Origin of the sequence: Dyella terrae (assembly GCF_022394535.1) — a bacterium.
Classification (GTDB): Bacteria; Pseudomonadota; Gammaproteobacteria; order Xanthomonadales; family Rhodanobacteraceae; genus Dyella.
The window spans coordinates 564,272-588,912 of sequence record NZ_CP089414.1 but is presented as its reverse complement, the minus strand read 5'-3'; the positions used below and the strand labels follow the sequence as shown (position 1 = coordinate 588,912).

At 61.6% G+C, this 24,641-nt stretch carries 20 protein-coding genes; 4 read left to right on the top strand and 16 right to left on the bottom strand.

Features of this window, described 5'->3' with window-relative positions:
- Window positions 1–21 precede the first annotated feature (21 nt).
- The 3 genes from DYST_RS02350 to DYST_RS02340 all read right to left on the bottom strand — a co-directional run bounded on the left by DYST_RS02350 (window position 22) and on the right by DYST_RS02340 (window position 4,066).
- A complete protein-coding gene (locus DYST_RS02350) occupies window positions 22–540 on the bottom strand; it encodes a hypothetical protein (RefSeq protein ID WP_239949744.1) in 519 nt (172 codons plus the stop codon).
- A 71-nt stretch (window positions 541–611) separates the two neighbouring features.
- Window positions 612–1,193, bottom strand: coding sequence for a transglycosylase SLT domain-containing protein (locus DYST_RS02345; RefSeq protein WP_239949742.1), 582 nt, complete (start codon window positions 1,191–1,193; stop codon window positions 612–614).
- Entirely contained in the window at window positions 1,190–4,066 is a 2,877-nt protein-coding gene (locus DYST_RS02340; RefSeq protein WP_239949741.1) for a type VI secretion system Vgr family protein, read from the bottom strand. Before DYST_RS02340 ends, DYST_RS02345 begins: the two co-directional genes overlap by 4 nt.
- A gap of 524 nt (window positions 4,067–4,590) precedes the next feature.
- On the opposite strand from DYST_RS02340, the gene DYST_RS02335 reads away from it, so the two are divergent.
- Complete coding sequence (locus DYST_RS02335) at window positions 4,591–5,922, top strand: thioredoxin family protein (protein WP_239949739.1); 1,332 nt, start codon at window positions 4,591–4,593, stop codon at window positions 5,920–5,922.
- Between the two features lie 150 nt (window positions 5,923–6,072).
- On the opposite strand, the gene DYST_RS02330 is transcribed toward DYST_RS02335, so the two are convergent.
- On the bottom strand, window positions 6,073–6,330 hold the full coding sequence (locus tag DYST_RS02330; protein ID WP_102304646.1) for a hypothetical protein: 258 nt from the start codon (window positions 6,328–6,330) through the stop codon (window positions 6,073–6,075).
- Window positions 6,331–6,585: 255 nt separating this feature from the next.
- Here DYST_RS02330 and DYST_RS02325 point away from each other — a divergent pair, with 255 nt between their 5' ends.
- Window positions 6,586–7,269: an aspartyl/asparaginyl beta-hydroxylase domain-containing protein gene (locus tag DYST_RS02325; RefSeq protein WP_239949737.1), complete on the top strand. Its 684-nt coding sequence runs from the start codon at window positions 6,586–6,588 to the stop codon at window positions 7,267–7,269.
- A 70-nt stretch (window positions 7,270–7,339) separates the two neighbouring features.
- Here DYST_RS02325 and DYST_RS02320 read toward each other — a convergent pair whose 3' ends face one another.
- From DYST_RS02320 to DYST_RS02270, 11 genes are all read right to left on the bottom strand, one after another.
- Complete coding sequence (locus DYST_RS02320; protein ID WP_102304648.1) at window positions 7,340–7,879, bottom strand: Dps family protein; 540 nt, start codon at window positions 7,877–7,879, stop codon at window positions 7,340–7,342.
- A gap of 47 nt (window positions 7,880–7,926) precedes the next feature.
- Window positions 7,927–8,622 carry a YoaK family protein gene (locus DYST_RS02315; protein WP_102304649.1) on the bottom strand — a complete coding sequence of 232 codons (696 nt, stop codon included), beginning with the start codon at window positions 8,620–8,622 and terminating at the stop codon, window positions 7,927–7,929.
- 42 nt (window positions 8,623–8,664) lie between these two features.
- On the bottom strand, window positions 8,665–10,131 hold the full coding sequence (locus DYST_RS02310; RefSeq protein ID WP_239949735.1) for an alginate export family protein: 1,467 nt from the start codon (window positions 10,129–10,131) through the stop codon (window positions 8,665–8,667).
- Between the two features lie 26 nt (window positions 10,132–10,157).
- Entirely contained in the window at window positions 10,158–11,066 is a 909-nt protein-coding gene (locus tag DYST_RS02305; RefSeq protein ID WP_239949733.1) for a glyoxalase, read from the bottom strand.
- 20 nt (window positions 11,067–11,086) lie between these two features.
- On the bottom strand, window positions 11,087–11,632 hold the full coding sequence (locus tag DYST_RS02300; protein ID WP_239949731.1) for a DoxX family membrane protein: 546 nt from the start codon (window positions 11,630–11,632) through the stop codon (window positions 11,087–11,089).
- Window positions 11,535–13,415: an amidohydrolase gene (locus tag DYST_RS02295; protein ID WP_239949729.1), complete on the bottom strand. Its 1,881-nt coding sequence runs from the start codon at window positions 13,413–13,415 to the stop codon at window positions 11,535–11,537. The genes DYST_RS02300 and DYST_RS02295 overlap by 98 nt, the downstream gene beginning before the upstream one ends.
- Window positions 13,412–13,690 (bottom strand): XapX domain-containing protein, encoded by a 279-nt coding sequence (locus tag DYST_RS02290; protein ID WP_239949727.1) that lies wholly within the window; start codon window positions 13,688–13,690, stop codon window positions 13,412–13,414. Before DYST_RS02290 ends, DYST_RS02295 begins: the two co-directional genes overlap by 4 nt.
- Window positions 13,691–13,716: 26 nt before the next feature.
- Entirely contained in the window at window positions 13,717–14,370 is a 654-nt protein-coding gene (locus tag DYST_RS02285; RefSeq protein ID WP_102304653.1) for a hydrolase, read from the bottom strand.
- A gap of 65 nt (window positions 14,371–14,435) precedes the next feature.
- Window positions 14,436–15,257 (bottom strand): alpha/beta fold hydrolase, encoded by an 822-nt coding sequence (locus tag DYST_RS02280; RefSeq protein ID WP_239949726.1) that lies wholly within the window; start codon window positions 15,255–15,257, stop codon window positions 14,436–14,438.
- Window positions 15,254–15,397, bottom strand: a complete 144-nt coding sequence (locus DYST_RS02275; protein ID WP_239949724.1) for a hypothetical protein — start codon at window positions 15,395–15,397, stop codon at window positions 15,254–15,256. Before DYST_RS02275 ends, DYST_RS02280 begins: the two co-directional genes overlap by 4 nt.
- A 286-nt stretch (window positions 15,398–15,683) precedes the next feature.
- The gene (locus tag DYST_RS02270) at window positions 15,684–16,316 is read right to left on the bottom strand and encodes a response regulator transcription factor (RefSeq protein ID WP_275666917.1); all 633 of its coding nucleotides are present in this window, start codon (window positions 16,314–16,316) and stop codon (window positions 15,684–15,686) included.
- A gap of 222 nt (window positions 16,317–16,538) precedes the next feature.
- Here DYST_RS02270 and DYST_RS02265 point away from each other — a divergent pair, with 222 nt between their 5' ends.
- On the top strand, window positions 16,539–19,571 hold the full coding sequence (locus DYST_RS02265; protein WP_239949721.1) for a sensor histidine kinase: 3,033 nt from the start codon (window positions 16,539–16,541) through the stop codon (window positions 19,569–19,571).
- Between the two features lie 49 nt (window positions 19,572–19,620).
- Here the strand turns inward: DYST_RS02265 and fusA are convergent, their stop codons facing one another.
- Complete coding sequence (gene fusA / locus DYST_RS02260) at window positions 19,621–21,750, bottom strand: elongation factor G (RefSeq protein WP_102304657.1); 2,130 nt, start codon at window positions 21,748–21,750, stop codon at window positions 19,621–19,623.
- Between the two features lie 378 nt (window positions 21,751–22,128).
- On the opposite strand from fusA, the gene DYST_RS02255 reads away from it, so the two are divergent.
- Window positions 22,129–24,570, top strand: a complete 2,442-nt coding sequence (locus DYST_RS02255; RefSeq protein WP_239949719.1) for a TonB-dependent receptor plug domain-containing protein — start codon at window positions 22,129–22,131, stop codon at window positions 24,568–24,570.
- The last annotated feature ends 71 nt before the right edge of the window (window positions 24,571–24,641 follow it).

The window sequence follows — 24,641 nt, the reverse complement described above, 5'->3', positions numbered from 1 at the left end:
TAGGCGTTATTTGTTCGCGCTCTATGGCTTAGGGCGGTTAGGAAGACGAATGGTTTCGATATCGCGCCCCGCCGGCAGGGTGTTCACCGCGACAGGACCGGCCATTGCATCCGCCTGGCCGGGGTAGCGATAGACCAGATAGCGTCCTGCCACCTCTTGCCCGCCATTGGCGAAGATCACCGACATGCCGCTGGCTTCCAGGTAAACCGCGATGGGACGCGTGCGCTCGGCAAAATCGACCCGCTCCCAACGGTGCATGGCGGTATTGAAGCGAATGGCGACGCCCTGCAAAAAGTTGGAGGTGAATTCGCCAGAAATCACCAACACTTTTTCCGGTGCACCAAGGCATTCGATCTGCACATCCGATCCGCGTGACGCATCGAAGTTGGGGTCGTCGCTGTCTGCCCTGCCCGTGCTGTCGAACAGCGCCACCGGTTTGTCGTTGCCTACGCGCAGATCGTAATGGCGCGTATCTGCAACGGGGCGCTTGCTCGTGACAGCAACGACGTGGGTGCCATCACGACCCAGTGGACACGACATATTTTGTCCCTGGGAACTCGCCCATGCCATGCAAGGCGGAAGTGCAAGCATCAAAAGACACCATGCAGGCTTCATTGCACCATGTCCTGAAGGATCTTTACGTTGTCCGGGTCGTTACGCAGCTTGTCGGCGGCTGCTTTTATCTTTTTGTAATAGATGCCGTTGGGAACGCCCCTGTAGTCTTTAAAGCCCTCAGCAACGGGGTCATCCTTCTTTTGTCGCGTGCGGTGATCAATAAGGCGCTGCAGGTACTCGGTTCCCGCTTGAATGTTGGTGGCCTCATCAAGCAGCGCCGTACCATCGTGATATGCATCGGCTTCTTGATAGACCTTGGTTTCGGTACGCCTCTGCGCCGCCGGTTTCTCAAGCTCCCTCAAACGGTAAAGCTCACGAATGGGGGCTTTGAGAAGCTGCATCAGGCCCTTGGCGGAGCTCTTGTCGGACGACGCCTTCGGGTCGAAGCGCGACTCCATGTAGATCTGGCAAATGATGACGTCAGCACCCTGGAGGGACTTATTGTTGGCAACCACAAGCGCCCTGATCTGCTTGAGCCGGGCAGACAGGTCAACGGAGACGGCAACGCGTTGCTTGTCCGACTTTGGCGTGGTTTTCGCTGAATGTTTTTTGAGCGGCGTCTTTTTGGCGGTGCTCATGTCAGTTGATCCCACATCGGATTCAGAGGTTGAGCGATGTCGTAGACGGCAACCGAAACATCCGTCGCCTGATCGGTGAAGATAGGCTGTGTATACCCTTGTGCATCAGCCACGCCCGAGATGTTCTGCCCGTCAGCCGTGGTCACTGTGTACGGATAGCCTGCCAATGGGCTGCCATCACGCTCGTCCTGTAACAGGAATTGCTGGCTATAGGCACCATCCTGCTTTATCTGGGCCAATGAACTGACACCCGTGGAAGGTGTGATCTGAGCTTGCGCAGGACTAAACAAATGGGTTTGTACAAGATGCATGGCGCCCTTCTGCAATTGAGATGTTGCGCCGCCGGCATCCGTCGTACCTTCGATGAGCTCGCCATTGGCAAGTCGCATCTTGTAGGGGATCTTGGCCATGGGTTGATCGCTACCGGCCATCAACGCAACAAATCGCCGCTGCGTGTCACCCACATCGAACTGCGGCAGCTCACCATGCATGCTGCCTGCGCCCTCCATGTCATAGCTGGCAGCCTTGAAGCGCATGCTTCCAGGGCACCCAAACTCAATATCGGGACCGTCCAACTTGACGTACGCACCTTCAGTGGTCATGAACGTGACGTGCTTCTTGGCAACACCCAGGATGTGATCATCAGTGGCGTAGAACTCCACGCTCTGCTTGGCCTCCACGCGTACATTGGTCTGCTGCGCTTGCAAGCTCAGGTCACCCTGATGAGCGATGTGTTTGAGTTCGCCGCCGTGGGCGAACAGCCCTAAGCCCTGCCCTGCATTCATGGTGAGCGTTTGACCTGCGGTGAATTGCTGGTTCTGCTGCGCCACGCTATCGATATGCTGACCTGCGGCCAGGGTGATGGATTGAGGCGTGCCGGCGGCGATGCCTGCGGGACTACTCAAGGCGATCAGCGGCTGTCCACCACTGGCACCGGCTTTCTCATCGTTGGCCCCGTGCCCCAGGTCACGCACGGCATGGCTCAGGTTCTGCTGCGGCTGCGCGTCGTGAGAAAGACCCTGATGCTGGCCTGCGTAGTCACCCAGTTGCTTGGCCAACTCCAGCGCGCTTTCCAGGCACTGCACCAACTCGGCACGACTGAGCTGACCGCCCTCCGCCTTGGCTTGCCCATCGGTGGATAGGAACAAGCCTTTGGCCGCACGCACGGCACCGTGTTCGTCGGTGCGCAGCTCGAAGCCCTCACCACGCGGCGCACCGCCTCGCGGACGTGGGTGAGTGAGGTAACCGAGGTGCAAGGCGGTGGCGCCGTGATCGCTCATCAGCGCGGCGCTGATCTGCTGTGAAGTGTCGTCGATGCGCAACTCGTTGCCACGGTTGCCTTTGAGCTCTTTGCTTTTGACGGTGTGGATCGCATGGAACTTGGGCAGTTCGTAGGGAGGCGGATTGCCGGGATGGTGCGCGGCCGCCACGACCATCGGCTGGTCGATATCCCCCGCCAGCATGACGACGACGACCTCATGCCCAACGCGCGGCAGTGCCTGCATGCCGTAGGCAACGCCCGCCCAGCCCTTGGCGACACGCACCCAACAGGAGCTGGCCTCGTTGCTCTTGCCGTCACGATCCCATGGGAATTGCAACTTGATCCTGCCCCACTTATCGACCCATACCTCCTCATTCGCGGGGCCTACCACGGTCGCAATCAGCGGGCCGTCCATGCGTGGCTTGGGCCATAGCGGGGCTTTCCATTCAAACTCGCGCACCACGAAGACGACGGTGTTGCTGTAGGTGGTAGCACCTTCGGTAGCGTCTTCGCCTTGGCTGGGGTGTTGGGTACCTTCGTGGTGTATGCGTACCGCTAGCCATTCACGATCCCACGCGTCACGCGGATGGCCTTCTAAGGTGTACGACGTGCCTGGTACGAGAAACGCGGCATCGCCCGCGCCAAAGGCTTGGGCCGCCTCGCGCCGCTCGGCGTTGAGGCGGGTACGCGTAAAGGGCTTGCCTACCTCATCCTTCTTGTAATCGGCGGGGTAGCGGTAGCGCTCGTAGTTTCCCCCAGATGCCCCTGACGTGCTTGGCACGGATGAGGCGTACTCGCTGGACACCTCGTCGTCGGACGTGACCCGCCCCAATTTCGCCTCGGACGCGTACGGTGCCGCCTGATGCTCCAAATTATATTTGGCGTTCCAAAATGTGTACTCGCGCCCCACGGTACTCGTCGGGGCCATGCGCTGGCTGTAGCGGAATTTGCGCAGGCTGGGTTGATCGGCGGTACCGCCGGCTTGCGGTTCGTAGATCAACGCGCCGCCCTTGGGCAGACTCTGCGTGGTGTCGGTGAAGATCAGTCGATGCTGATTCGCTTCGTGCTCAATCGATAGCAGGATGCCTTCATCGGCTGAAATTCTCTGCACAAAGGCCCAGTCACTCTCATTCCATTGGCATGCAAACTCTCTGGGCAGGTGCGTACCCGAGAGGTTCCACTCCACACCCAGCAGGCCGTGCTCTTTGAGCAGCGCCCCGATGATGTCGGGCACCGACAGTTGCTGAAATATTCTGCAGTTGCTGCGCAGCGTGAGGCGGGCGAGCGCGGGTTCTAAGACCGCGCTATAACGCGTTCGGTGTGTGCCGCTATCAGCCTGGTCCCAGGCCGTGACGATGCCATGGACATGTCGTACCACTTGGCCATCACGCCAGATGGCGAAATGGGCTGGAGCGTCAAGCAGTGTGGAGAAGTCGACGTTGTCGTCGAAAGAAGATAGCTCGACGCTCAAGCGATAAGGCAACGGGGCGCCGTCAGCGGATGGGAGCCCATCAGCCGAGAGGGACTCCTCGAGCCCAAAGCTCACCACTTCAAAAGCGGTAGACGAGGCTGCTGGGGTGAAAGTGAAGCGAACATCGGCACTGCGGGACATCGTTGCAACATCCTCCGTGACTGTAGTGCGAGCACAGCGAAAGTGCGGAGCGCGCAGCCAAGCGACGTTAACGATGCCGAGAAAGTCATGTCTACTGGATATGTCTGAATGTGCAGAGCACTCTCATCCGGAGCCACCATCGATGTAGCGCTGAAGTCACAAAAGCACGTCAAGCCTTCCGTGCGCGCAAGAGTAGGAGTCAGGAATCAGTACGCATTTACTTTTGCCTATCACCCCACACGCCCGTGAATACGCGGCTTATAACCATAAGTTCTGTCGACATGAGAAACCTTCATCTGCCGACCTCTTTCAATCGTTCATGGTCCGGGCTTTCATAGATCCACCCATCGACATCGGCGCAATCTTGCACCCATGATATCGAGGCGCCGGAACGCCCCGCTCCCGGCAGGGACCCTTTCTCCGAACGCTGCCGCCGACGCGAAAGTCGTCGACTCCCGCACGGCGCAATGGAAGCGTGCGGCGGCAGTACCAACATCCCGCCCATGAAACAGAGAGCCGACGTCATGCCTCAGACCCACCGCCGCATGAAGAATCCGCTGCTTGCCTCCTTGCTACTCGCCATGCTCCCCAGCGTCGGCGTGCACGCAGCAGATGCCAAGGCGCCACTCACCATCGACGAAGCCCTGAAGGTGTCTGCCGAGCAACATCGCCCAGTGCTGGTCGATTTCCAGGCGGTGTGGTGCTACTCGTGCTACTACATGGCCAGCCACGTGCTGAACGGCCCGGAATGGGACGCTGTGCAACGCAAGGCCATCGTGGTCGAGGCCGACGCCGATTCGCCGGATGGCCAGACTTGGATGAAGAAACTCAATGCATCCTTCCTGCCCAGTTACGTGGTGCTGGACGAGCACGGCAATGAGCTCGGCCGTATCTCGGCGGAGCAGCCGCGCGAAAAGTTCTATCCGAAGGTCAACGCCATCCTCGCCACGGGCAACACGCTGGATGGCCTGAAGCAGAAAGCACTCAAGGGTAGCGACGACGATATCGCCAGCGTGCTCGAGGCGTATCAGGCGCGCTCCGAGGGCAATGAGGGCCTGGACTGGTTTGCAGCCTTACCCACAGCGCGGCAACAGAATGCCCGCAAGAACAGCCGCACTGTCGTGGCGCTTGATCAACTCACGCTGATCAAGGCTCTCGCAGCCAAGGACAACACTGCAGTAATCGCCAGTGCACAGAAAGTGCTGGCGCAGGACATCGGCTGTCAGCGCCCGTACGTACTCGACAATCTGCTCGATGCCACCGACAAATTGCCTGCCGCCGAACGCAAGGCCCTGCTCGCCACGCAGCGCAAACCGCTCGACACTTACGTCAGTACACAGGTGCTCGTTGCCAAACCCGCCTGCGCTGACCAGCGCAGCGCCGTGCTGACCAGCGCTGAATTGGACGAAACGCTTGGCGATCAGGCTGCTGCCACGGCCCTTCTTGATCGCGCCATCACGCAGACACGCCAGCGCCTTGGCAGCAACCTCGCCAGCGATCGCAATCTCGCCGACAACCTGCGCATCTACCTGACACGCGCCAAGCGCACCGCAGAGCTGGATGACTATCAACGCAAGCTGATCGCCGCCTATCCGGACGACTACGTCTATGCGTACCGTTACGGCCGCAGCCTGGTGGATACGGGCAAGCCTGCCGATGCATTGCCTTATCTCGCACAGGCCGCCAACAAGGCTTATGGCGCCAACCGCCTCGCCGTAGCGTTGCAGCGCGTGAAGGCACTGAAGGCTCTTCATCGCGACGATGAAGCCAAGAAGCTTGCCGATGGCGTGCTGGAAACCAATGGCCCGTGGTTCCCCAAGCAAGCTGAAGCACTGAAGGCCGCACTCAAGGCCTGATGTCGCTTAGGGCGGCCTGCATGCGTGGTTCGGTGGCCCAGACACCGCCGGACCCGTTGCTCTAGCGAAGCAAAACAAACGCACACGACCGCCACCTGGGCGGTCACGAATTCGCTCATGGCGCGCAGCGATCGCCGCGCAAGCCACCCGTTATGACTGCAGCTGTTGTAGCAAACGCTCCAGCTCGCCGCGCAACTGCCTCACCTGCGACAACGCATGGTCACGTTCGCGCACCACGTCGCTGTGAACCGCCAGCGATACGGCATGTATCGATAGCGTCTTCTTCCTCGCCCTGTAACGACGCGCACGCTCCGCTGGCGTCAAGGCATTGGGCTTGCGCGGACGTCCGCGCGAACGCTTGAACGTCAGGGGCAAGGCAAGCGTGCCCGGATCTTGTGGGTCAACCATGGTGCGCCCTCCTCATTTGCGCCTATTTTACGTGACGTCACGTAAAATACAAGAAAAATCCCACGAAAAAACAGCCAAAAAGACCATTTTTTTCATGTAGATCCGCTTATTGGCCGTGTCGGCCGAAGTGGGCCCCGTGCGTTCACGTGACGAGGAGATTTCTGTCGCTACCGTGCAACATGTCGGCTACTGGGAAGGTGGCCACGCGGTGCCGGGGCGAGTACGCCCATCAAGAAAAAAGAGGGAACACCGAAGATGGATTCGCTCTATGAGCTGTCGTCGCGGGCCATCCGCCGCCTTTACGACGCACGCATCAATACGCCACCCGTACTCGATATCGACACCTGCTTCCCCGACGGCCACCGCTTTCACGACGCATGGGAGGTCATCCGCGGCGAGGCGATGGCCGTGCTCGAGGGCGCCCAGCCCATTCCGCGTTTCCACGAAATCATGCCAACCCAGGCCGAGATCTCGGCCACCGATGGACGTGACTGGCGCATGTTTCTGCTCAAGATCTACGGGCAGGACATCCACGCCAACCTGGCGCGCTGCCCGTTTCTCGCCGAGTTGCTGGCCGCCTGCCCCGGCGTACTGTCGGCCACGCTCTCCTTCCTTGCCCCGCACAAGCACATACCGCGTCACAGCGGGCCGTTCCGGGGAATCCTGCGCTATCAGCTCAACCTGGAAGCCCCACTTGCCGAGGACGGACTTCCCGCCGCCGTGTTATGGCTGGCTGGCGAAGAACATCGAATGGGCAGTGGTGAGCAGCTGTTGTGGGACGACACTTATCCGCACGAGGTGTGGAACCGCTGCGAGCAAACGCGCATCGCCTTGCTATTGGACGTCTATCGCCCGGACATGCCGCTCGACCTGCGCCTGCTATCGAGCGCTGTCACCAAAGGGGTCGGCATGGTCGCGCGCTGGCGCGGCATCGCCTGAGCGATCCAGCTCAGCAGGAAACTGCAACAACAGAGTTGGCCGCGACCGTTGCCGGTCGCGGACAATGCCATCAGGAGTGACGGCTGGTCTCGAACAGGAACCACACGCGGCGCTCGGCCTCGTCGATCCAGTTCTCTAGCAAGCTGGCCGTGGCGACGTCGCGGTACTCGTCGCAGAGCTCATGCGTGGCGCGCATGTAACCGGCCAGGCGCTGATTGTCTTCGCGCAGCTCGGCCAGCATGTCGTCCGGCGTCACGAAGTCCGCGTCGTTGTCGGACAGGCGAGCCAGTCGCTTGGCGTGCCCGAGCGAACGCAGCGTGGTGCCGCCCAGCTTGCGCACGCGCTCGGCAATAGGGTCCACCGTGGCATAGATCTGGTCCGACTGCTCGTCGAGCAGTAGGTGATAGTCGCGGAAATACGGCCCGGACATGTGCCAATGGAAGTTCTTGGTCTTCAGGTACACAGCCAGGACATCAGCCAGCAGCGCATTCAGCTCTGCCGAGATATCGCGCGTAGCCTTTTCACCCAGCGCCGATGGCGTATTGAGGGGCGCCTTTTGGCGGACCTTCGCACTACTGGTATCTGTCTTGGCCTTGCTTGTCTTGCCCATGAGGAATCTCCGCGGTTGACCGGTTGAGTATGGCCCGGCAAATGTCATTACGATGTCGGCATTGGCTCGGGATCGGCATCGCCATATCGCAACACCGCCGCCACGCTCAGCAAGGGCGGTACGACAAAGCACCACATGCCGCCAAAGGCATAAAACAACGCACCCGCCGCACAGCCGATGGCGAACGCCAGCACGGCAAAACTCATGCGCCTGAGCCGACCATTCAGGGCGGCCTGCTGCGCCGCAGGCACGCCACGAATGCGATCGGCCACGTCCAGCATGATTTGCGTGGTAGTGCCCGTCATCAATGTCGACGGCGGCGAGCTGCCCAAATGCACGCGGTGCACGGCGTTCTGGATGGCCATGGCGCCCACCAGGGTCATGCCGGTCAACGTCGCAGCCCAACTGTCACCCTGCGGGAAGGGCCCGTAGTAGATGGCCAGCACCATCGCCGCCACCAACAACGCCAGCTTGATCGACAGCAGCGAGCGCACCACGGGCTGCCCGGCATCGATCAGGCGATAACGAAGCAGTCGCGCACCGATAACGAAAACGCAGAACACCGGCAGCGCCAGCAACTTGGCCACGATGCCCGACGTTCCCGACACCAGCGCCGCCCCGATGGTGACAAAGTTGCCCGTGACATGCGCCGTGAACAGACCGTGCAGCGCCAGAAAGCCCGCCGTATCGACATAGCCGGCTATCACACTGAGGATGGTCGGCAACAAAGGTTTTTCATTCATACACTCATCCTCTCCCGGGGTCGGGTGTGTTTTTTCGTAACGTCACCACATGAACTTCCCTTCGACGCCGACGTAGTCGGCGTCGCGTCCACCGGCCATGCGTATCGCACGCCCCACGTCATAATGCACAGCCTCTACCGCACCGGTGAAGTTGGCGTTGAAGGCGTAGTCCGCGCGCACCTGGCCGTACGCACCGGTCCATTTGCTTCCCTGTCCAGCCGTGCCGGGCAGCGGAATATTCGGCTGCACGTAGATGGCATCGGCAGTGGATTCGCGCCATTGAAATCCCACTGCAGCCATCAGTGTGAGTCGGCTCACCGGCTTGATGGTCACACTGGGTTTGACGTGCCGCAGATTGGTGTAACCGGTATAGGCCGCTAACGTGAAGTAATAGCCATTGGGAAACAGGGGATTGAACGTACCCACCGTGCCATCACCCGGATGACGATCCCCCGAGGCTGCATCCATCTGTAATCCGATTCGCGGTGACCAGGTGACAGGCCAGGTGTAACCGACCCGCGCGCCGGTACCCCAGGCGTCAATATCCTTCGCACCAACATGGCCGCGCTGCGCCATGGCTTCCAGATCCCAATCCACGCCCGATTGGTTGCCAGCGAAGCGCACGTCATACACGTCGCGATGCTCATCGCCCACCGCGTCGAGATAGTGCGTGTTGTCCCGACTGTAGAGCGAGTAATAAGCCGAAAGCTCGTCCTTGCCCCATAGCAGACGCTCGACGCGCAGCGTGTGGAAACGGAAATGGTGGCTGGATATATCGTCGAACGGGTGCTCGTCGTTGTATTGCACAGGCTGACTGAGAAAGCCGATAAAGCGCCACTTGCTGCCCTCCCAATCGGCCCAGATCGCATCGAACGACTGCCGCACGTTCGGACCATCGCGCAACGACACGAAGCGCTGTAGGTCAAAGGCAAAATCCTGGCGACCCACGCGCGCCTTGAAGGTGCCGCCGGCGAAGGTCCGCACATAAGCGACGAAGGCCAACCGCAGATCCCAGGGATTGCGGTCGGCACCGCTGATCACCTGTTTGTTCATGGTGCGCGCATCCTCAAACTGCACGAACGCCTGCCAATAGCTGGCGAAATGCAGATCGGCGTGCAGCTGGAAGCGTTGCAACAGATAGGTGTTGTTCGGGTTGTGGCCGATGCCGAAGCTGGCGGCGTCCTGCATTTCCGTTCGCTCACGCAAATTCACGCCGAACGACAGATAAGTCTTCGTATCACTATTACTCAGCGACAGATACTTGAGCGCATCGCCCCATTGCGTGCGCAACGAAGGATCAGCCAGCACCGACCAATCCTCCTGCCAGCGATTGCTGCGCAATGCGGGTCTCTCGGCCACATTCTGGACGGGCGTCACTTGTGTCGAATCCGCACTAACCTCTTGCGCGTTGACCGCGACCGACGCAAGACCCAGGCCGAACATCATCCCCGCCGCCATGGAGCGTGCGGGAGCAACGATCGCCCCCGCACCGATACATGAAGGGCTCAATGCCCTTCCCGCCTCTTTCATGGTCTTCAGTGGCTGGCGCTAGCGTGGATTTCAGCCACGTAACCACCCGGGAATTCCACCACCGTCGATTCGCGACCTTCGCTGGTATACGGCTCCACCAACACCTTCACGCCATGCGCCTTGGCCTTGGTCAGCGTGTCGGAAAGGCTCGTCACTTCATAGCCGGTCATCTCATGGCCATACGGATACGGCAGGTGCCCGTCGGTGACGAGCACCGTCATCTTCCCGAAGGTGGACTCGATGCGGATGCGGTGGAACGTATCGCCACTCCGGCCGATTTCCACGCCGGGCGCCTTGGCATCGTCAGCAACCACCTTGCCGTGCGAGAACGTCAGGAAACTCTTCACGAATGCACCCGCGCGATCCGGCGATACGTAGACGCGGTTTTCCGGGACAGTCTGGAACGGCGCGTAGTTCGGCGGCGTGGTATGCCAGTAGAGCTGCATATTCACGCCGCCCGGCCACTGGATGACCACGTCGCGACCGATCGGGTCGGGAAAGGTCTGTACGATGACATCCGCGCCGGCCGCACGGGCCGCCTTGACCGCCACGTCGATGTCGGTCACCAGATAACCCGTGCGTTCATCGCCGAACGGATGCGGGATCGGCGTGCGGAAGCCGAACAGCGACACCGTGCCTACCGGCGTTTGCAACAACTGGGTGCTGGTGCTGCTGGGCGTGGGCGTCACCGTTGCAATGCCTTGCTTAGTGCTCTGACCACCGAACGTGGCGAGGAAGCTCTCCACGAAGCGATCCACATCTGCCGGAGCAACGTAAACGTGCGTGGTGTCGTACTGCGACCCCACCGCCACCATCGGCGTGGCCGGCGCTTCCTTGGCAAAAACGGGCAACGATGCGACCCCGGCCGCACTGAAGCCAAGGGCGAGAGCGAGAAGCTTTGAATACGTGCGCATGGAGAAACTCCCTTGGATGATCAGTAACCAGCGGATGAAGAAGGTGTCGCCCGGTCGCGCAAGTCATGCCATGCCACCAGCAGGAAGCCACCGACCAAGCCGAGGTGTTCAAAAAAAGCGTTCGTCACGCCAAATCGCTCCGCGACGGGCACCGCCCAGAAACGATTGGCCATGAAGGTTGCAGCCAACGTGAAGGCCGCGAGCAGCAATGCCCCCACCCAACGCCCACGTCCGCTGAGAATGGCCAGCGACGCGCCAAGTTCCAGCACGATCACCGCGAACGTCACCGGCCCCGCTGGCGACATTCCGAAGTGGGCCGTTTCGGCGATGGCCGCCGGGATATCCATGCTTTCTGTAACCCACCCTGCAGGTAAGCCGCGCATAGGCCGAGCAAGGCCAGCCAGTGCACCAGCGGCGAGGCAAAGCGCTCCCGCCAACCTTTCGATGAGGATGTCGCGGTGGCCATGGTCACACCGCCCAGCACGCGCAACCCAGTGCGCCCCAGAACGACTTGAGGTCCGATACCGGCAAACGACTCGACCACGCACCGACGTGATCGTGGCCATGCACCGAGCATCCGTGATTGCAGGCGCAGGTTGCGACAGATACAGCCGGCGTCGCATCTCGCTGCTGCGCCCAGGCACCGTATCCGCCATAGGTCCGCACCGGCGACCACTCGGGCATCGCCGGCGGCACGGTCACATCCTCGAACGAGGAGAAACCGCCGCTGCCGTACACCACGCGGCCACCGACGATGGTCAGCACCGAGGTGGTGTCGGCGATATCCGCTTCGGGGCAAGCAAAGAAGTCGCGATCGGGCACGATCAGGTCAGCGAGCTGCCCCGCTTTAATCTGGCCCTTCTTACCCTCCTCATTGGAGAACCACGTGACGTTCTCGGTCCACATGCGCAGCGCCGTCTCGCGATCAAGACAGTTGCTACGCGGATACAAGCTCAGCCCGCCAACCGTTTTTCCGGTCACCAGCCAAGACAGCGACACCCACGGGTTGTACGACGCCACACGCGTTGCATCGGTGCCCGCCGAGGTGCGCAAACCCTTTTCCAACATGCGCTTCACCGGCGGCGTCGTCTGCGCGGCGGCTGGGCCATAACGCTCGACGAAATACTCGCCCTGATACGCCATGCGATGCTGCACGGCCACGCCGCCACCTAGCGCGGCGATGCGGTCGATGGAGCGCTCGGAAATGGTTTCCGCGTGGTCGAAGAACCAGTTGAGCCCCTGCAGCGGGATGTCGCGATTGACCTTCTCGAACACGTCCAACGAGCGGCTGATCGTTTCGTCATAGGTGGCATGCATGCGCCAGGGCCAACGGTTTTCGGCCAGCACACGCACGACCTCTTCCAGCTCGCCTTCCATCTGCGGCGGCATGTCCGGGCGTGGCTGCCGGAAGTCCTCGAAGTCCGCTGCCGAAAACACCAGCATTTCACCCGCGCCATTGTGGCGAAAGTAATCGTCACCCTGCTTGTACTTCGAACTACTCGTCCAGTTGAGAAAGTCTTCCTTCTCCTGCTTCGGCTTCTGCGTGAACAGGTTGTAGGCGAGGCGAATGGTGAGCTGGTTTTCTGCTGCGAGTTTCTCGATGACGGCGTAGTCGTCAGGGTAATTCTGGAAGCCGCCACCCGCATCGATGGCGCCAGTGACGCCAAGGCGATTCAGCTCGCGCATGAAGTGGCGCGTGGAGTTGAGCTGGTAGTCGAACGGCAGTTTCGGCCCTTTCGCCAACGTCGCATACAGGATCGCAGCGTTCGGCTTGGCCAGCAGCAGGCCAGTGGGATTGCCGGCGCCATCGCGCATGATCTGCCCGCCCGGCGACTCCGGCGTGTCCTTGGTATAGCCCACCGCACGCAGGGCTGCACCATTGAGAATGGCGCGGTCGTACAGGTGCAGCAGGAACACCGGCGTATCCGGTGCAACAGCGTTGAGTTCGTCGATGGTCGGCAAGCGCTTCTCGGCAAACTGATGCTCGGTAAAGCCACCCACCACGCGCACCCATTGCGGTGCTGGCGTAATCGCCACCTGCTGCTTGAGCATGGCCATGGCGTCGGCGAGCGAGCGCACGCCATCCCAACGCAACTCCAGGTTGTAATTGAGGCCACCGCGGATGATGTGCAGGTGATTGTCGATTAAGCCCGGCAAAACGCGCTGACCCTTGAGGTCGATCACGCGCGTGCGCGGCCCCGCCAGCGGCATGACCTCGGCATCGCGCCCCACGGACACGAAGCGGCCATCGGCGATGGCCACTGCCTGTGCCTCGGGCAGTCCGCGATCGAGCGTGGTGATGCGTCCACCATGAAGAATCAGATCGGGTGCGTTATCGCCGGTGGTCATGACTTCTGCTCCGTAGAGTCGCTCTTGCGCGCGGCGTGATGAGCCGAGGGCAATTCACCGCACATATGCGGCTTGACCTGTTCGCGCAGCCAGACGGTCGGCTGGGCCTGACGATGCAGGATATTTTTCACCAACGGAGGCAACTGCTCTCCGCACAAAATACCCAACAGACCCACCAGCGCCACCAGGGGCGGCGCCGGTGAGCGGACCTGCAACAGGGCGTAGATGACGCCGACCAATACGCCGGCAGCTAGCGAGATCACGTAGATTTTCATGGCCATGCTCCAGAGGCGCCCAGCAATCAGCCTTCGTGGGCCCCGAACATGCTCTTGGCGTAGGTAATGCCAAGCCCATAGGAACCGCCGAAGCGCCTGGCGATATCCGTGGTGCTGTCGTAGCTTTCGGTGCGTGCCCAGTCGCGCTGGAGTTCCAGCAGGTACTGCAGCGACGTCATCGGGCGAGCACCTGCCTGGATCATTCGTTCGATGGCGCGGTTGTGTGCCTCGGCCGATACGTCGCCGCACGCGTCGGCAATCACATAGACCTCGAAGCCTTGATCCAGCGCCGACAGTGCCGGGCCGACAATGCACACCGAAGTCCACAGGCCAGCCAGCACCAGCCGGCTCTTGCCGATCGCATTGACGCGCTTGATCACCGCGGCGTCTTCCCAGGTATTCATGGACGTGCGATCCAGCAGCGCCTGGCCCGGGAACGGATCGGTGATCTCGCTATACATCGGGCCGGAGAAGGTCTTCTCGGCCACCGTGGTCAAAATGGTCGATACCTTGAAGCTGGCCGCCGCGTTCGCAACCAGCGCCGCGTTGTTGCGCAACACGGTCGGATCGATCGAGTGCGTGGCAAACGACATCTGCGACTGGAAGTCGATCAGGATCAGCGTGTGGTCCGTCGGGGTGATCAGTTGCTTGCCCGGGGTCGGCGTGGCGGTGATGGACATGGGAGTACTCCAGGGTGCGAATAAAGGGCACGCCGGCCTGAGGCTGCCGGCGCGCCTCGGGAGGGTCAGGAACGGATGAACTCGAGCAGATCCTTGTTGACCTGCTCCTGGTGCGTGGCCGTCAGGCCATGCGGTGCGCCGGGATAAACCTTGAGCGTGGCGTGCTTGACGATCTTGGCGGACAGACGGCCTGCGTGATCGATCGGCACGATCTGGTCGTCGTCGCCATGAATCACCAGCGTGGGCACCTCGATCTTCTTCAGGTCGTCGGTGTAATCCACTTCCGAGAACTGCTTGATGCAGTCATACAGGCCCTTCAAGCCGCCCATCATGCCCTGCATCCAGAACGAGTCGCGCATGCCCTGGGTAGCGTTGGAGTTCGGATGATTGGCGCCGAAGAACGGGCCGGACAAGTCCTTGAAGAACTGCGAACGATCGGCCAGCGTCTTCGCACGGATGTCGTCGAACACCTCGATGGGCAGGCCACCGGGATTGTTGGCTGTCTTGACCATGATCGGCGGCACCGCACCGATCAGCACCGCCTTGGCGACACGCGCGTTGCCGTGACGGCCGATGTAGTGCGCCACTTCGCCGCCACCTGTCGAATGGCCAACCAGCACGATGTTCTTCAGGTCCAACTTCTCGATCAGTGCGGCGAGGTCATCGGCATAGGTGTCCATGTCGTTGCCATTCCAGGGCTGACTGGAGCGGCCATGGCCACGACGGTCGTGCGCGATGGTGCGGAAGCCCTGCGAACTGAGGAAGAACATCTGCGCATCCCACGCATCGGCGGACAGCGGCCAACCGTGCGAGAACACGACGGGCTGCCCCTGCCCCCAATCCTTGTAATAGATCTCGGTGCCGTCTTTGGTGGTGATCGAGCTCATGTTGATTTTTCCATGTGAGGGATAGGAAGACGCGCTCGCCCGATCACGGGCAGCGCCAGTGCAGCCGATGCCGTCGCCATGCCGCCAGAAAAGACGCGCTTGGCGGAGTCGATCTCCGGACGTTGATCGCTCATCGACACGCGGGCTCTCCCGATGAATCCGTCGAGCGCGGCACATCAGGCTGCGGCGAACCGTATCCTGCGTAGAGCCATGCGCGCGTGACGGAAGTGGTGGGGTTTGTCGGGCCTGCGAGTGCCCTCGCCGCCCACTGACATTCTTCCCATTACGCGCCAACTAGGTATCCCAATCGCGGCAAATCTTGCCTACCCGATCAGGTAGTTGATGCCTTGGAAGAAAACGCAGACGCAGCCACGCCGCGTGTGACGCGGAAAGTGTGTCTTGCGTGTTACAGGGGAGGCGACGGAATCAGCCGTCGAAGAAGCCGCGATTGCGCGCCAACGTCACCGCATGTGTGCGGTCGAGTGCGCCCAGCTTGGTCATGATGTTCTTCAGTCGCGCCTTCACCGTGTCTTCGGAGACGCAAAGAATGTCGGCGATACGCTTGTTGGTATGGCCCGTCGCTACCAGCCGCAATACGCTGAGCTCGCGATCACTCAGCATTTCCGACCATGCATGGGAGGCGATGTCTCCCGCCACTTCCACCGCCATCACGCGCCGCCCACCCATGACCGAACGGATGCCGGCAAGGATTTCATCGCGCGTGGCCGTCTTCAGCAAATAGGCGTTGGCGCCAAACGTCAACGCGCGCTTCACGCGGGCATCGCCGGGATAGGACGTCAGCACGATGATCCGCGCGTCCGGAAACTCGGCGCCCAGCGTTGAAATGGCTTGCAGGCCATCCACGCCCGGCATCTGCAGATCGACCAGCGCTACGTCCGGACGCAGTTCGCGGTAGCGCACGATGGCTTCCGCGCCGTCAGCCGCCTGCCCCACCACGTCCATGTCGGGTGCGCTCTCGATCGCCGCGACGATGCCGTCGCGCATGATCGGGTGATCGTCGGCGATCAGGACCCGGATGCGTGTCGCATCAACTGTCACGATATGGTCCCTCGACGTATGACTGGGCGGACCTCATCGGCAGGCGCGGGGAGACCGGCCGGGGGTAACGGCTCGAACTATAGCTGGCGCGACACCATGCTGAGCAATGCCCAATCGGGTGATTCTGTGTTCGCCGCGCAACACCTATGGCTGCATGTCCCGTGGCGATATGCTGTACGCATCGCCGCCGGATATCACCGGCCAGGCTCACACGGACTACCTATGACGATGCTCGGATGGCCGGCCTTCGTCCGTCACGTTGCGCGCTATCTTGGCGCAGCGCTGTTGACGGCGAGCGTGCTGCTCACCGCCCATGCCAGTGATTCACCAGGCTTTCGCCGCCGGTTGTGGACCACGGAAACCGGCACGCCCGCCGATATCTGGGCCATGACGCAGAGCAAGGGTGGTTACCTCTGGCTGGGTACTGGCAGCGGCCTATATCGCTTCGATGGATTTCGTTTCGAACGCTTTCAGCCAGCTGACGGCGAGCGTTTCCGCTCCAACGACATCACCGCGATGGGCTCCTTGCACGATGGCTCGCTGTGGCTCGGCTTTTATTACGGCGGCGTGAGCGAGCTGCAAGCAGGACACCTCCGGCAATACGCGCCCGGCAAGGACTTCCCGCCCGGCTTGGTGTTGGCGTTTGCGCAGACGAGCGATGGGACTGTCTGGGCCGCAACGGAAGGTGGCCTTGCCCATTTTGACGGCAGCCAGTGGCGGACCGTAGGTGCCGACTGGGGTTACCCTTCGCATCGCGCCGATTGGCTCATCACCGCGCGCGACGGCACGCTGTGGGTGACCACGGGCGAATCGTTGATGTTTCTTCGCCCTGGCGAACATCGTTTCCAGCCGACCCATGTGAGCATGGCCAAGTACGGCATCGTGGCGCAGGCGCCGGATGGAACGCTGTGGCTGTCCGATCACGACCATGGCACCCGCGCCCTGCCCGGCCTTACGCCCGATCACCCCAGCGTCACCGCCGCGGAACGCCCGGGTGACACGGACTTTGCCTGGGCCAATCGCCTGCTGTTCGATCGCTACGGCAACCTGTGGGGCACCCTGGTCGATCGCGGCGGTATCTATCGCGTCGCCGATGTGGAGCACTTGGCCACGGGCCGCTCCTTGCGCGCACAGGATCTTGCCGAAGTCATCGGCAAGGCCAGCGGACTCGTTTCCGAGCGCGCCGTGCCCTTGCTGCAGGATGCCGAAGGCACGATCTGGGCCGGCACGAACATGGGCCTGGCCAGCTTCCATCGCAACAGTTTCCAGGTGCCCGGACAGGTTCCGCTCGGCATGGCCGCCGACTACGCGATGGCCGTCGATGCATCAGGCGTGATGTGGGTTGCCAATGGCGGCACGCTGTACCGTTCCGACGGCAACGGCGATAAGGTCGTGCGCAGCGATTTGCACGACACCAGCGGCATGCAGTTCAACCATGCCGGCGACCTGTGGATGGTCGGCCGAAACAAGCTCTATCGCCTGCACGGACAATCCATCGACAGCACCGAGTGGCCGGTTTCGTCGGACCTGACACGCGTCAATGCCTTCGCGCTCGACAACCAGGATCAGCTCTGGCTCGCGCTCGCCGAGCACGGTCTTTATCGACTCCGGCAGGGACAGTGGCAACAGGTCATTCCGACGCGAGCATTGATCGACGATACGCCCACGGCGCTTGCCAGCGACAACCGCGGCGCGTTGTGGATCGGTTACGCCGATGATCGTCTGGTGCGCCTTGACGATCACTCCGCCCAGCTCTACACGGCCGCCAACGGTCTGCACGTGGGCACGGTCACCTCGATCAAAGCCGGCAGCGGCGACGTACTCATTGGTGGCGAGCACGGGCTGGCACGATGGCGCGATGGCCGTATCGCAACCATGTCCGTGGCCGACAACGACGCATTCAGCGGCATTACCGGCATCGTACGCACGTCCAGCGGAGACATTTGGCTGAACACCGGCAAGGGCGTCCTGCGCCTTGATGCAGCCGAGGCCGCCACCAGCTTCGATCAGCCCGATCACGCGCCGGCCTATCGCTTGTTCGACTACCGCGACGGGTTGCCGGGCATCGCGAAGCAGGCCGCGGTCGTTCCGACGGCTGTCGTGGATGACCTTCAGCATCTGTGGTTCCTGACCAACCAGGGCCCGGCCTGGATTGATCCCAACGAGCTCGGCAGCAACCTGTTGCCGCCGCCCGTCGATATCGCATCGGTCATCGCCAACGGCAGGCACTACGCTGCAGCCGGTCAAATCGACCTACCCAAGGGCACGACCAACCTGCAGGTGCAGTACAGCGCGGCAAGCCTCGCCATACCGGATCGCGTGCGCTTCCGTTACCGGCTGGATGGCGTGGATGCGGGCTGGCAGGACGCGGGCAACCGCCGCGATGCGTTCTATTCCAACCTTGCCCCCGGCACTTATCGCTTCCACGTGATCGCGGCCAACGACGATGGCGTGTGGAACATGCAGGGCGCCGAAACCCGCCTGACCATTGCGCCATGGTTCTATCAGGCACGCTGGTTTTACGCGCTGTGCATCGTCGTTATCGTCACGCTGATCGCCGCATTCTTCCTGTGGCGCACACGCCTGGCCGCCGACCGGGTGCATCTGCAGTTGATGGAACGCATGAACGAGCGCGAGCGTATCGCGCGCGAAATCCACGACACCCTGCTCCAGGGTGTGCAAGGCCTGCTACTGCGATTGCAAGCCCTGATGGCCCGACCGGTGCGCGACCAGGCCCATGGCGACGCGTTGAATACCGCCATCGAGCAGGCACGGCAAATGGTGATCGAGGGGCGCGGCAAGATCATCGCCTTGCGCGGCGATGGTCCGCAGGACAATGAGCCGGTGCAGTCGATTCTCGCCGTGGGTGAGGATCTGGCCTCGCTCTATCCTCACGTAGCCTTCCGCCTCACGGCAGAAGGCAAGCCACGCAGGTTGCTACCCAGCGCACGCGACGAAATCATCGACATCGTCCGCGAAGCGATCCGCAATGCCTTTCTCCACGCGCAGGCGAAACACGTCGAGGTCCACGTGGATCATCAAGTGCACCAGTTGCGTATACGCATTACCGATGATGGCACCGGCATGGACGAAGCCATCGTGCGCTCCGCCGCACAAGCCGGACACTGGGGCATTGTCGGCATGCGCGAACGCGCGCAGCGACTGGGCGCCAAACTGGCGCTGAGGCGTGCGCACCCACGCGGCACGGAATGGCTGTTGAGCATTCCTTGCCGCGCGGCCTACCGATCAGCGTAGAACGCCACGCCGTGAGCGCGAAACGGCTCACGGCGTAAGCGTTGAGACATTACTTCGCCTCTTTCTCCATCAATGTGTCCACCAGATTGGCGGGCACTTCCTCGTAGTGGTCAAACTCCATGGTGAACGTGCCACGGCCTCGCGTGGCCGAACGCAGGAAGTTGATGTAGCCGAACATTTCCGCCAGCGGCACAAAGCCCTGCACGAATGCCTGCGTGCCACGCTGCCCTTGCTCATTCACCGTGCCACGTCGCCGATTGATGTCGCCGATAACGTCACCCAGGTAATCGGGCTCCATCGACACTTCCAATCGCATCACCGGCTCAAGCAGCTTGGGCTTGCTCAGCCGCTGGGCCTCGCGGAAACACTGGCGCGTCGCTATCTCGAACGCGAGCGCGGACGAATCGACGTCGTGGTACTTGCCGTCGATCAGGCGGGCCTTGAAGTCCACCACTTCGTAGCCGGCCACCTGGCCTTCGCGCGACTCAACATCTACCGCGTGCTCCACCGCCGGGATGTATTCGCGCGGCACGCGGCCGCCGACGATCTCGTCGGAGAAAACGACACCGCCACCGGTCGCCAGCGGCTCGAACACCATGGTGACTTCGGCAAACTGGCCGGAGCCGCCCGATTGCTTCTTGTGCGTATAGGTATGTTCGACCGTACGACCAAAGGCCTCGCGGAAGCTCACCTTGGGCTTACCCATGGTCGCGTCCACGCCAAGCTCGGTGCGCATGCGGTCGATGGTCACTTCCAGGTGCAGCTCGCCCATGCCCTTGAGCACGGTCTGCCCGGTTTCTTTGTCCATCTCCAGCCGCAATGAAGGGTCGGCCTTGACCATCTTGTAGAGCGCCGACGACAGCTTATCGACGTCGTTGCGGGTCTTGGGCTCAACCGACACGCTGATGACCGGATCAGGGAAGCGCATGCGTTCGAGCAGCGCAGGATGCGCCGGGTCCGACAGCGAATCGCCGGTTTCCGTTTCTTTGAGCGAAACGAAAGCGACGATATCGCCTGCGCGTGCTTCGTCGATTTCCTTGGTCGCATTCGCCTGCACCTCCACGATGCGGCCAATGCGTTCCTTCTTGCCACGCGTGACGTTGAGCAAGGTGTCACCCTTGCTGACCACGCCCGAGTAAACGCGGCAGAAGGTAAGCGTGCCAAACTGGTCGTTGATCACCTTGAAGGCCAACACGCGAGCCGGCGCTTCGTCCACTACGCCTTGCTCGCCGGTCACGTGGCCGTCTTCGTCAACCAGCGCAATGCCGCCGTTCTCGCCCGGATACGGCATATAGTCGATCACGCCATCCAGCAACTGCTGCACGCCCTTATTGCGGTACGAGGAGCCGCAGAATACCGGCACCAGCTTGCCGGACACACAGCCCTTACGGATGCATTCCTTCAGCTTCTCAGGATCGAACTCGCCCGTTTCGATCAGGCGATCGAAGGCTTCGTCATCCATCGCCAAGGCGTATTCCAACGTTTCCTGGCGCAGCTTCGCCAGATTGGCGACCCAGGCCTGGTCACCGGCCTCGGAGAACGTCACACGCCCGGCGATCTCATCGAGCGGCACGGTATCCCAGGGGCTGTCCTTGTCGTCACCCTTCCAGATATAGCCCACGCCGGCCACCAGGTCGGCCATGCCAATGAACTCGTCATGGCTGCCCAGCGGCACCTGGCACAGCAGTACGTTGGCGCCGAGGCGCTCGCGAATGCCTTTCACGCAGTGCTCGAAATTGGCGCCCGTGCGGTCCATCTTGTTGACGTAGCACACGCGCGGCACGTTGTACTGGTCAGCCAGACGCCAGTTGGTTTCCGTCTGCGGCTCCACGCCCGCCACGCCGTCAAACACGACGACTGCGCCATCGAGCACGCGCAGGCTGCGGTTCACCTCGATGGTGAAGTCCACGTGGCCTGGCGTATCGATCAAGTTGATCTGGTGACCCTTCCACTCGGTGGACACCGCCGCCGACTGGATGGTGATGCCGCGCTTGCGCTCCTGCTCCAGGTAATCGGTGGTGGTGGAACCCTTGCCGTCCTTGGTGTCATGCACGTCAACGATCTGATGCTTCTTTCCCGTGTAGTACAGGATGCGCTCGGTCGTCGTGGTCTTACCGGCATCGATGTGCGCAATGATGCCAATGTTCCGATACAGCTGAAGCGACTTCTTACGTGCCATGGGTTCCGCCTTGAATGAAGGTACCTGCCAACCGGACGGGGTCCATCAATCCACCCTGTCCAGGGATCCGCTCAATATAGGGTCGTTCAGCCAAGCATCAATGTCGCGTGAAGTCGTTTGAAATCAGCGACTAGCGCCAGGCGACATCCATCACCCCAACGCCAGGCACCCCTCTAACTGTCCCCTGGCTGTCGCCTCACTCGCCCAACTGGCCTGCTGCGGCCGAGGTGCTCATGCCCTGAGGTTATGAGCTGAAAACCAATAGTCATTGGACATGTTTAGACGTCTATACCGCTGTTGACTAGAACTTACGAACGCTATTAGCCTGCAATTGCTGCATTGCGTCACTGCTCTTCTTTCGACTGGGGAACCCACTACATGCATAAGAACGCCGTCGGCCTTAAGGCCGCGCCAAGCATCCTCGCCGTTGCGCTTCTTTCCATCCTCTCGCAGGCCTCTGCGCAGGACGCGACACCGGCGCCGTCCACCGACAACGCGAAGAAGCTCAGTACCGTGATTGTCACCGGTACGCGTGCGGACAACCGGACGGAGAGCAGCTCGCTCACACCGATTGACGTCGTCTCGGCGCAGACACTGCAACAGACCGGCACCACGGAACTGACCACGGCACTCGCCCGCATCATCCCGTCACTGACCTTCCCGCGGCCTTCGGCATCCGACACCGCGGATTCACAACGCCCCGCCCAATTGCGCGGCCTGTCGCCGGACCAGGTATTGGTGCTGGTGGATGGCAAGCGCTGGCATCCCGGCGCCATCCTGCTCACCAACGGTGTGCTCGGCCGCGGTTCGCAAGCGGTGGACCTCAACACCATTCCCATCGGTGCCATCGATCACATCGAGGTGCTGCGCGATGGCGCGTCCGCGCAATACGGTTCGGACGCCATCGCCGGCGTGATCAACGTCGTGCTCAAGAAGGGCGCGCAAGGCGGCGAGGTCGACCTGAGCGGTGGCCAATACTCTGCAGGCGACGGCCGCCAGTGGCAGGGCTCGGCCAACTTTGCGCTGCCATTGAGCGATGACAAGGGCTGGATCCGCTTCACGCTGCAGGACGGCAACCAGGATTACACCAATCGCTCGCAACCCAACCGCACGCGCCCCTGGGAAGGGACCACGCAGCGCTTTGGTGACCCGGCGGTGAAAGACCACAACCTGTTCGTGAATGCGCAGTTCGACCTCACGCCCAACGTTCAGCTCTACGCGTTCGGCCACTACAGTGACCGCGACACCACCTCACCGGCGTTCTTCCGCAACCTGGCGAACAGCAACTCGGTGCCGTCGCTCTACCCGAACGGCTACCTGCCGCTGGAGCACGCCGATTCCACCGATCGATCGCTGGTGGTGGGCATCCGTGGCAAGACGGAAAGCGGCTGGCGCTGGGACATCAGTGGCAACTACGGCGGTAACCGTGTGTCGTACGCCACGGAGAACAGCGTCAATCGCGCCTTCCTGCATGATTTCGGCTACAGCCCCACCGAATTCCACGACGGCATCCTCAAGGCGGCGCAGCAGTCGTTCGATGTGGACATCGCCAAGGAGTTCTCGACCAGTTGGCTGCCCAACCCGGTGACGTTGGCGTTTGGTGCGGAATACCTGCGCCAGACCTATGCGATCGATGCGGGCGACCTGACCTCGTGGTACACCGGCAGGTCGGGCGTTTCCGGCGGAGCCCAGGGCTTTGGCGGCTATCAGCCCACCGATGCGGGCTCCTACAGCCGCCACGACGTGGCTGAGTATGTCAGCCTCGAATCCAACCTCACCGATCGCTTCAGCACTTCGCTGTCTCTGCGCCACGAGGATTACAGCGACTTCGGCAACACCACTTCCGGCGCGCTCGCGGGCCGCTTTGACTTTACCGATCGCTTCGCCCTGCGCGGCAGTGCGTCCACCGGCTTCCGCGCGCCGTCATTGGCGCAGCAGCATTACTCGTACACGTCTTCGCTTTATTACGGTGCGGGCAATTCGCTACACCTGCCGGCCGGCATCTACAATACCGGCCTGGTGCCCGTGAACAGCGAGATCGGCACCTTGCTCGGCGCCCAACCGCTGGAGCCGGAGAAATCACACAACTACACGCTGGGCGCAGTGTGGAACCCGGTCGATGCGCTCAACCTGAGCGTGGACATCTACCAGATCACCATCGACAACCGCATCACCCTGTCCAGCAACCTGGCGACGACCTCGCCGACGGTGCAGTCCTACCTTGCCGCCAACGGCGTCACCGCCAGCAACTACAGCGGCATCGCCTATTTCACCAATGCGGTAAACACACGTACGCGCGGCATCGATCTGGTGACGAGCTACCTGAGCGACTTCGGTGACGCCGGCACGCTGCAGAGCACACTGAGTTACAACTACAACAAGAACAAGGTCACCGACATCAAGGCCAATCCGGCCATCCTCAATCAGCTCGGCGTGAACCTCAAGCGTATCGACCGGCGCGACCAGTACGGCCTGCTGGCCGATACGACGCCGCGCAGTAAGCTCATCCTCAACGAGCTCTACAGCCTTGGCCACTGGAGTTTCAACGGCACAGCCACGCGTTATGGCAGCTTTGTGTCCTATAACTCCACCACCGCTGCGCTGGACCAGACCTTCGGCGCGAAATGGATTTTTGATTTTGCGGTGAACTACAACCTCGACCGCTGGACCTTCACCCTCGGTGGCGACAATGTGTTCAACACATACCCCGATCGGGTAATCCCAGCCAACGACAACAATGGCACACTGCCGTACTCGGTGTTTTCGCCGTTCGGCTTCAATGGCGCCTATGTGTACGGCAAGGTGGCCTATCGCTGGTGAGCGTACCGTGCTGACCCGCCCTGGCGGGTCAGCACGCAACCCCTTCACCACGCGCGAACGAGCCATGTGCG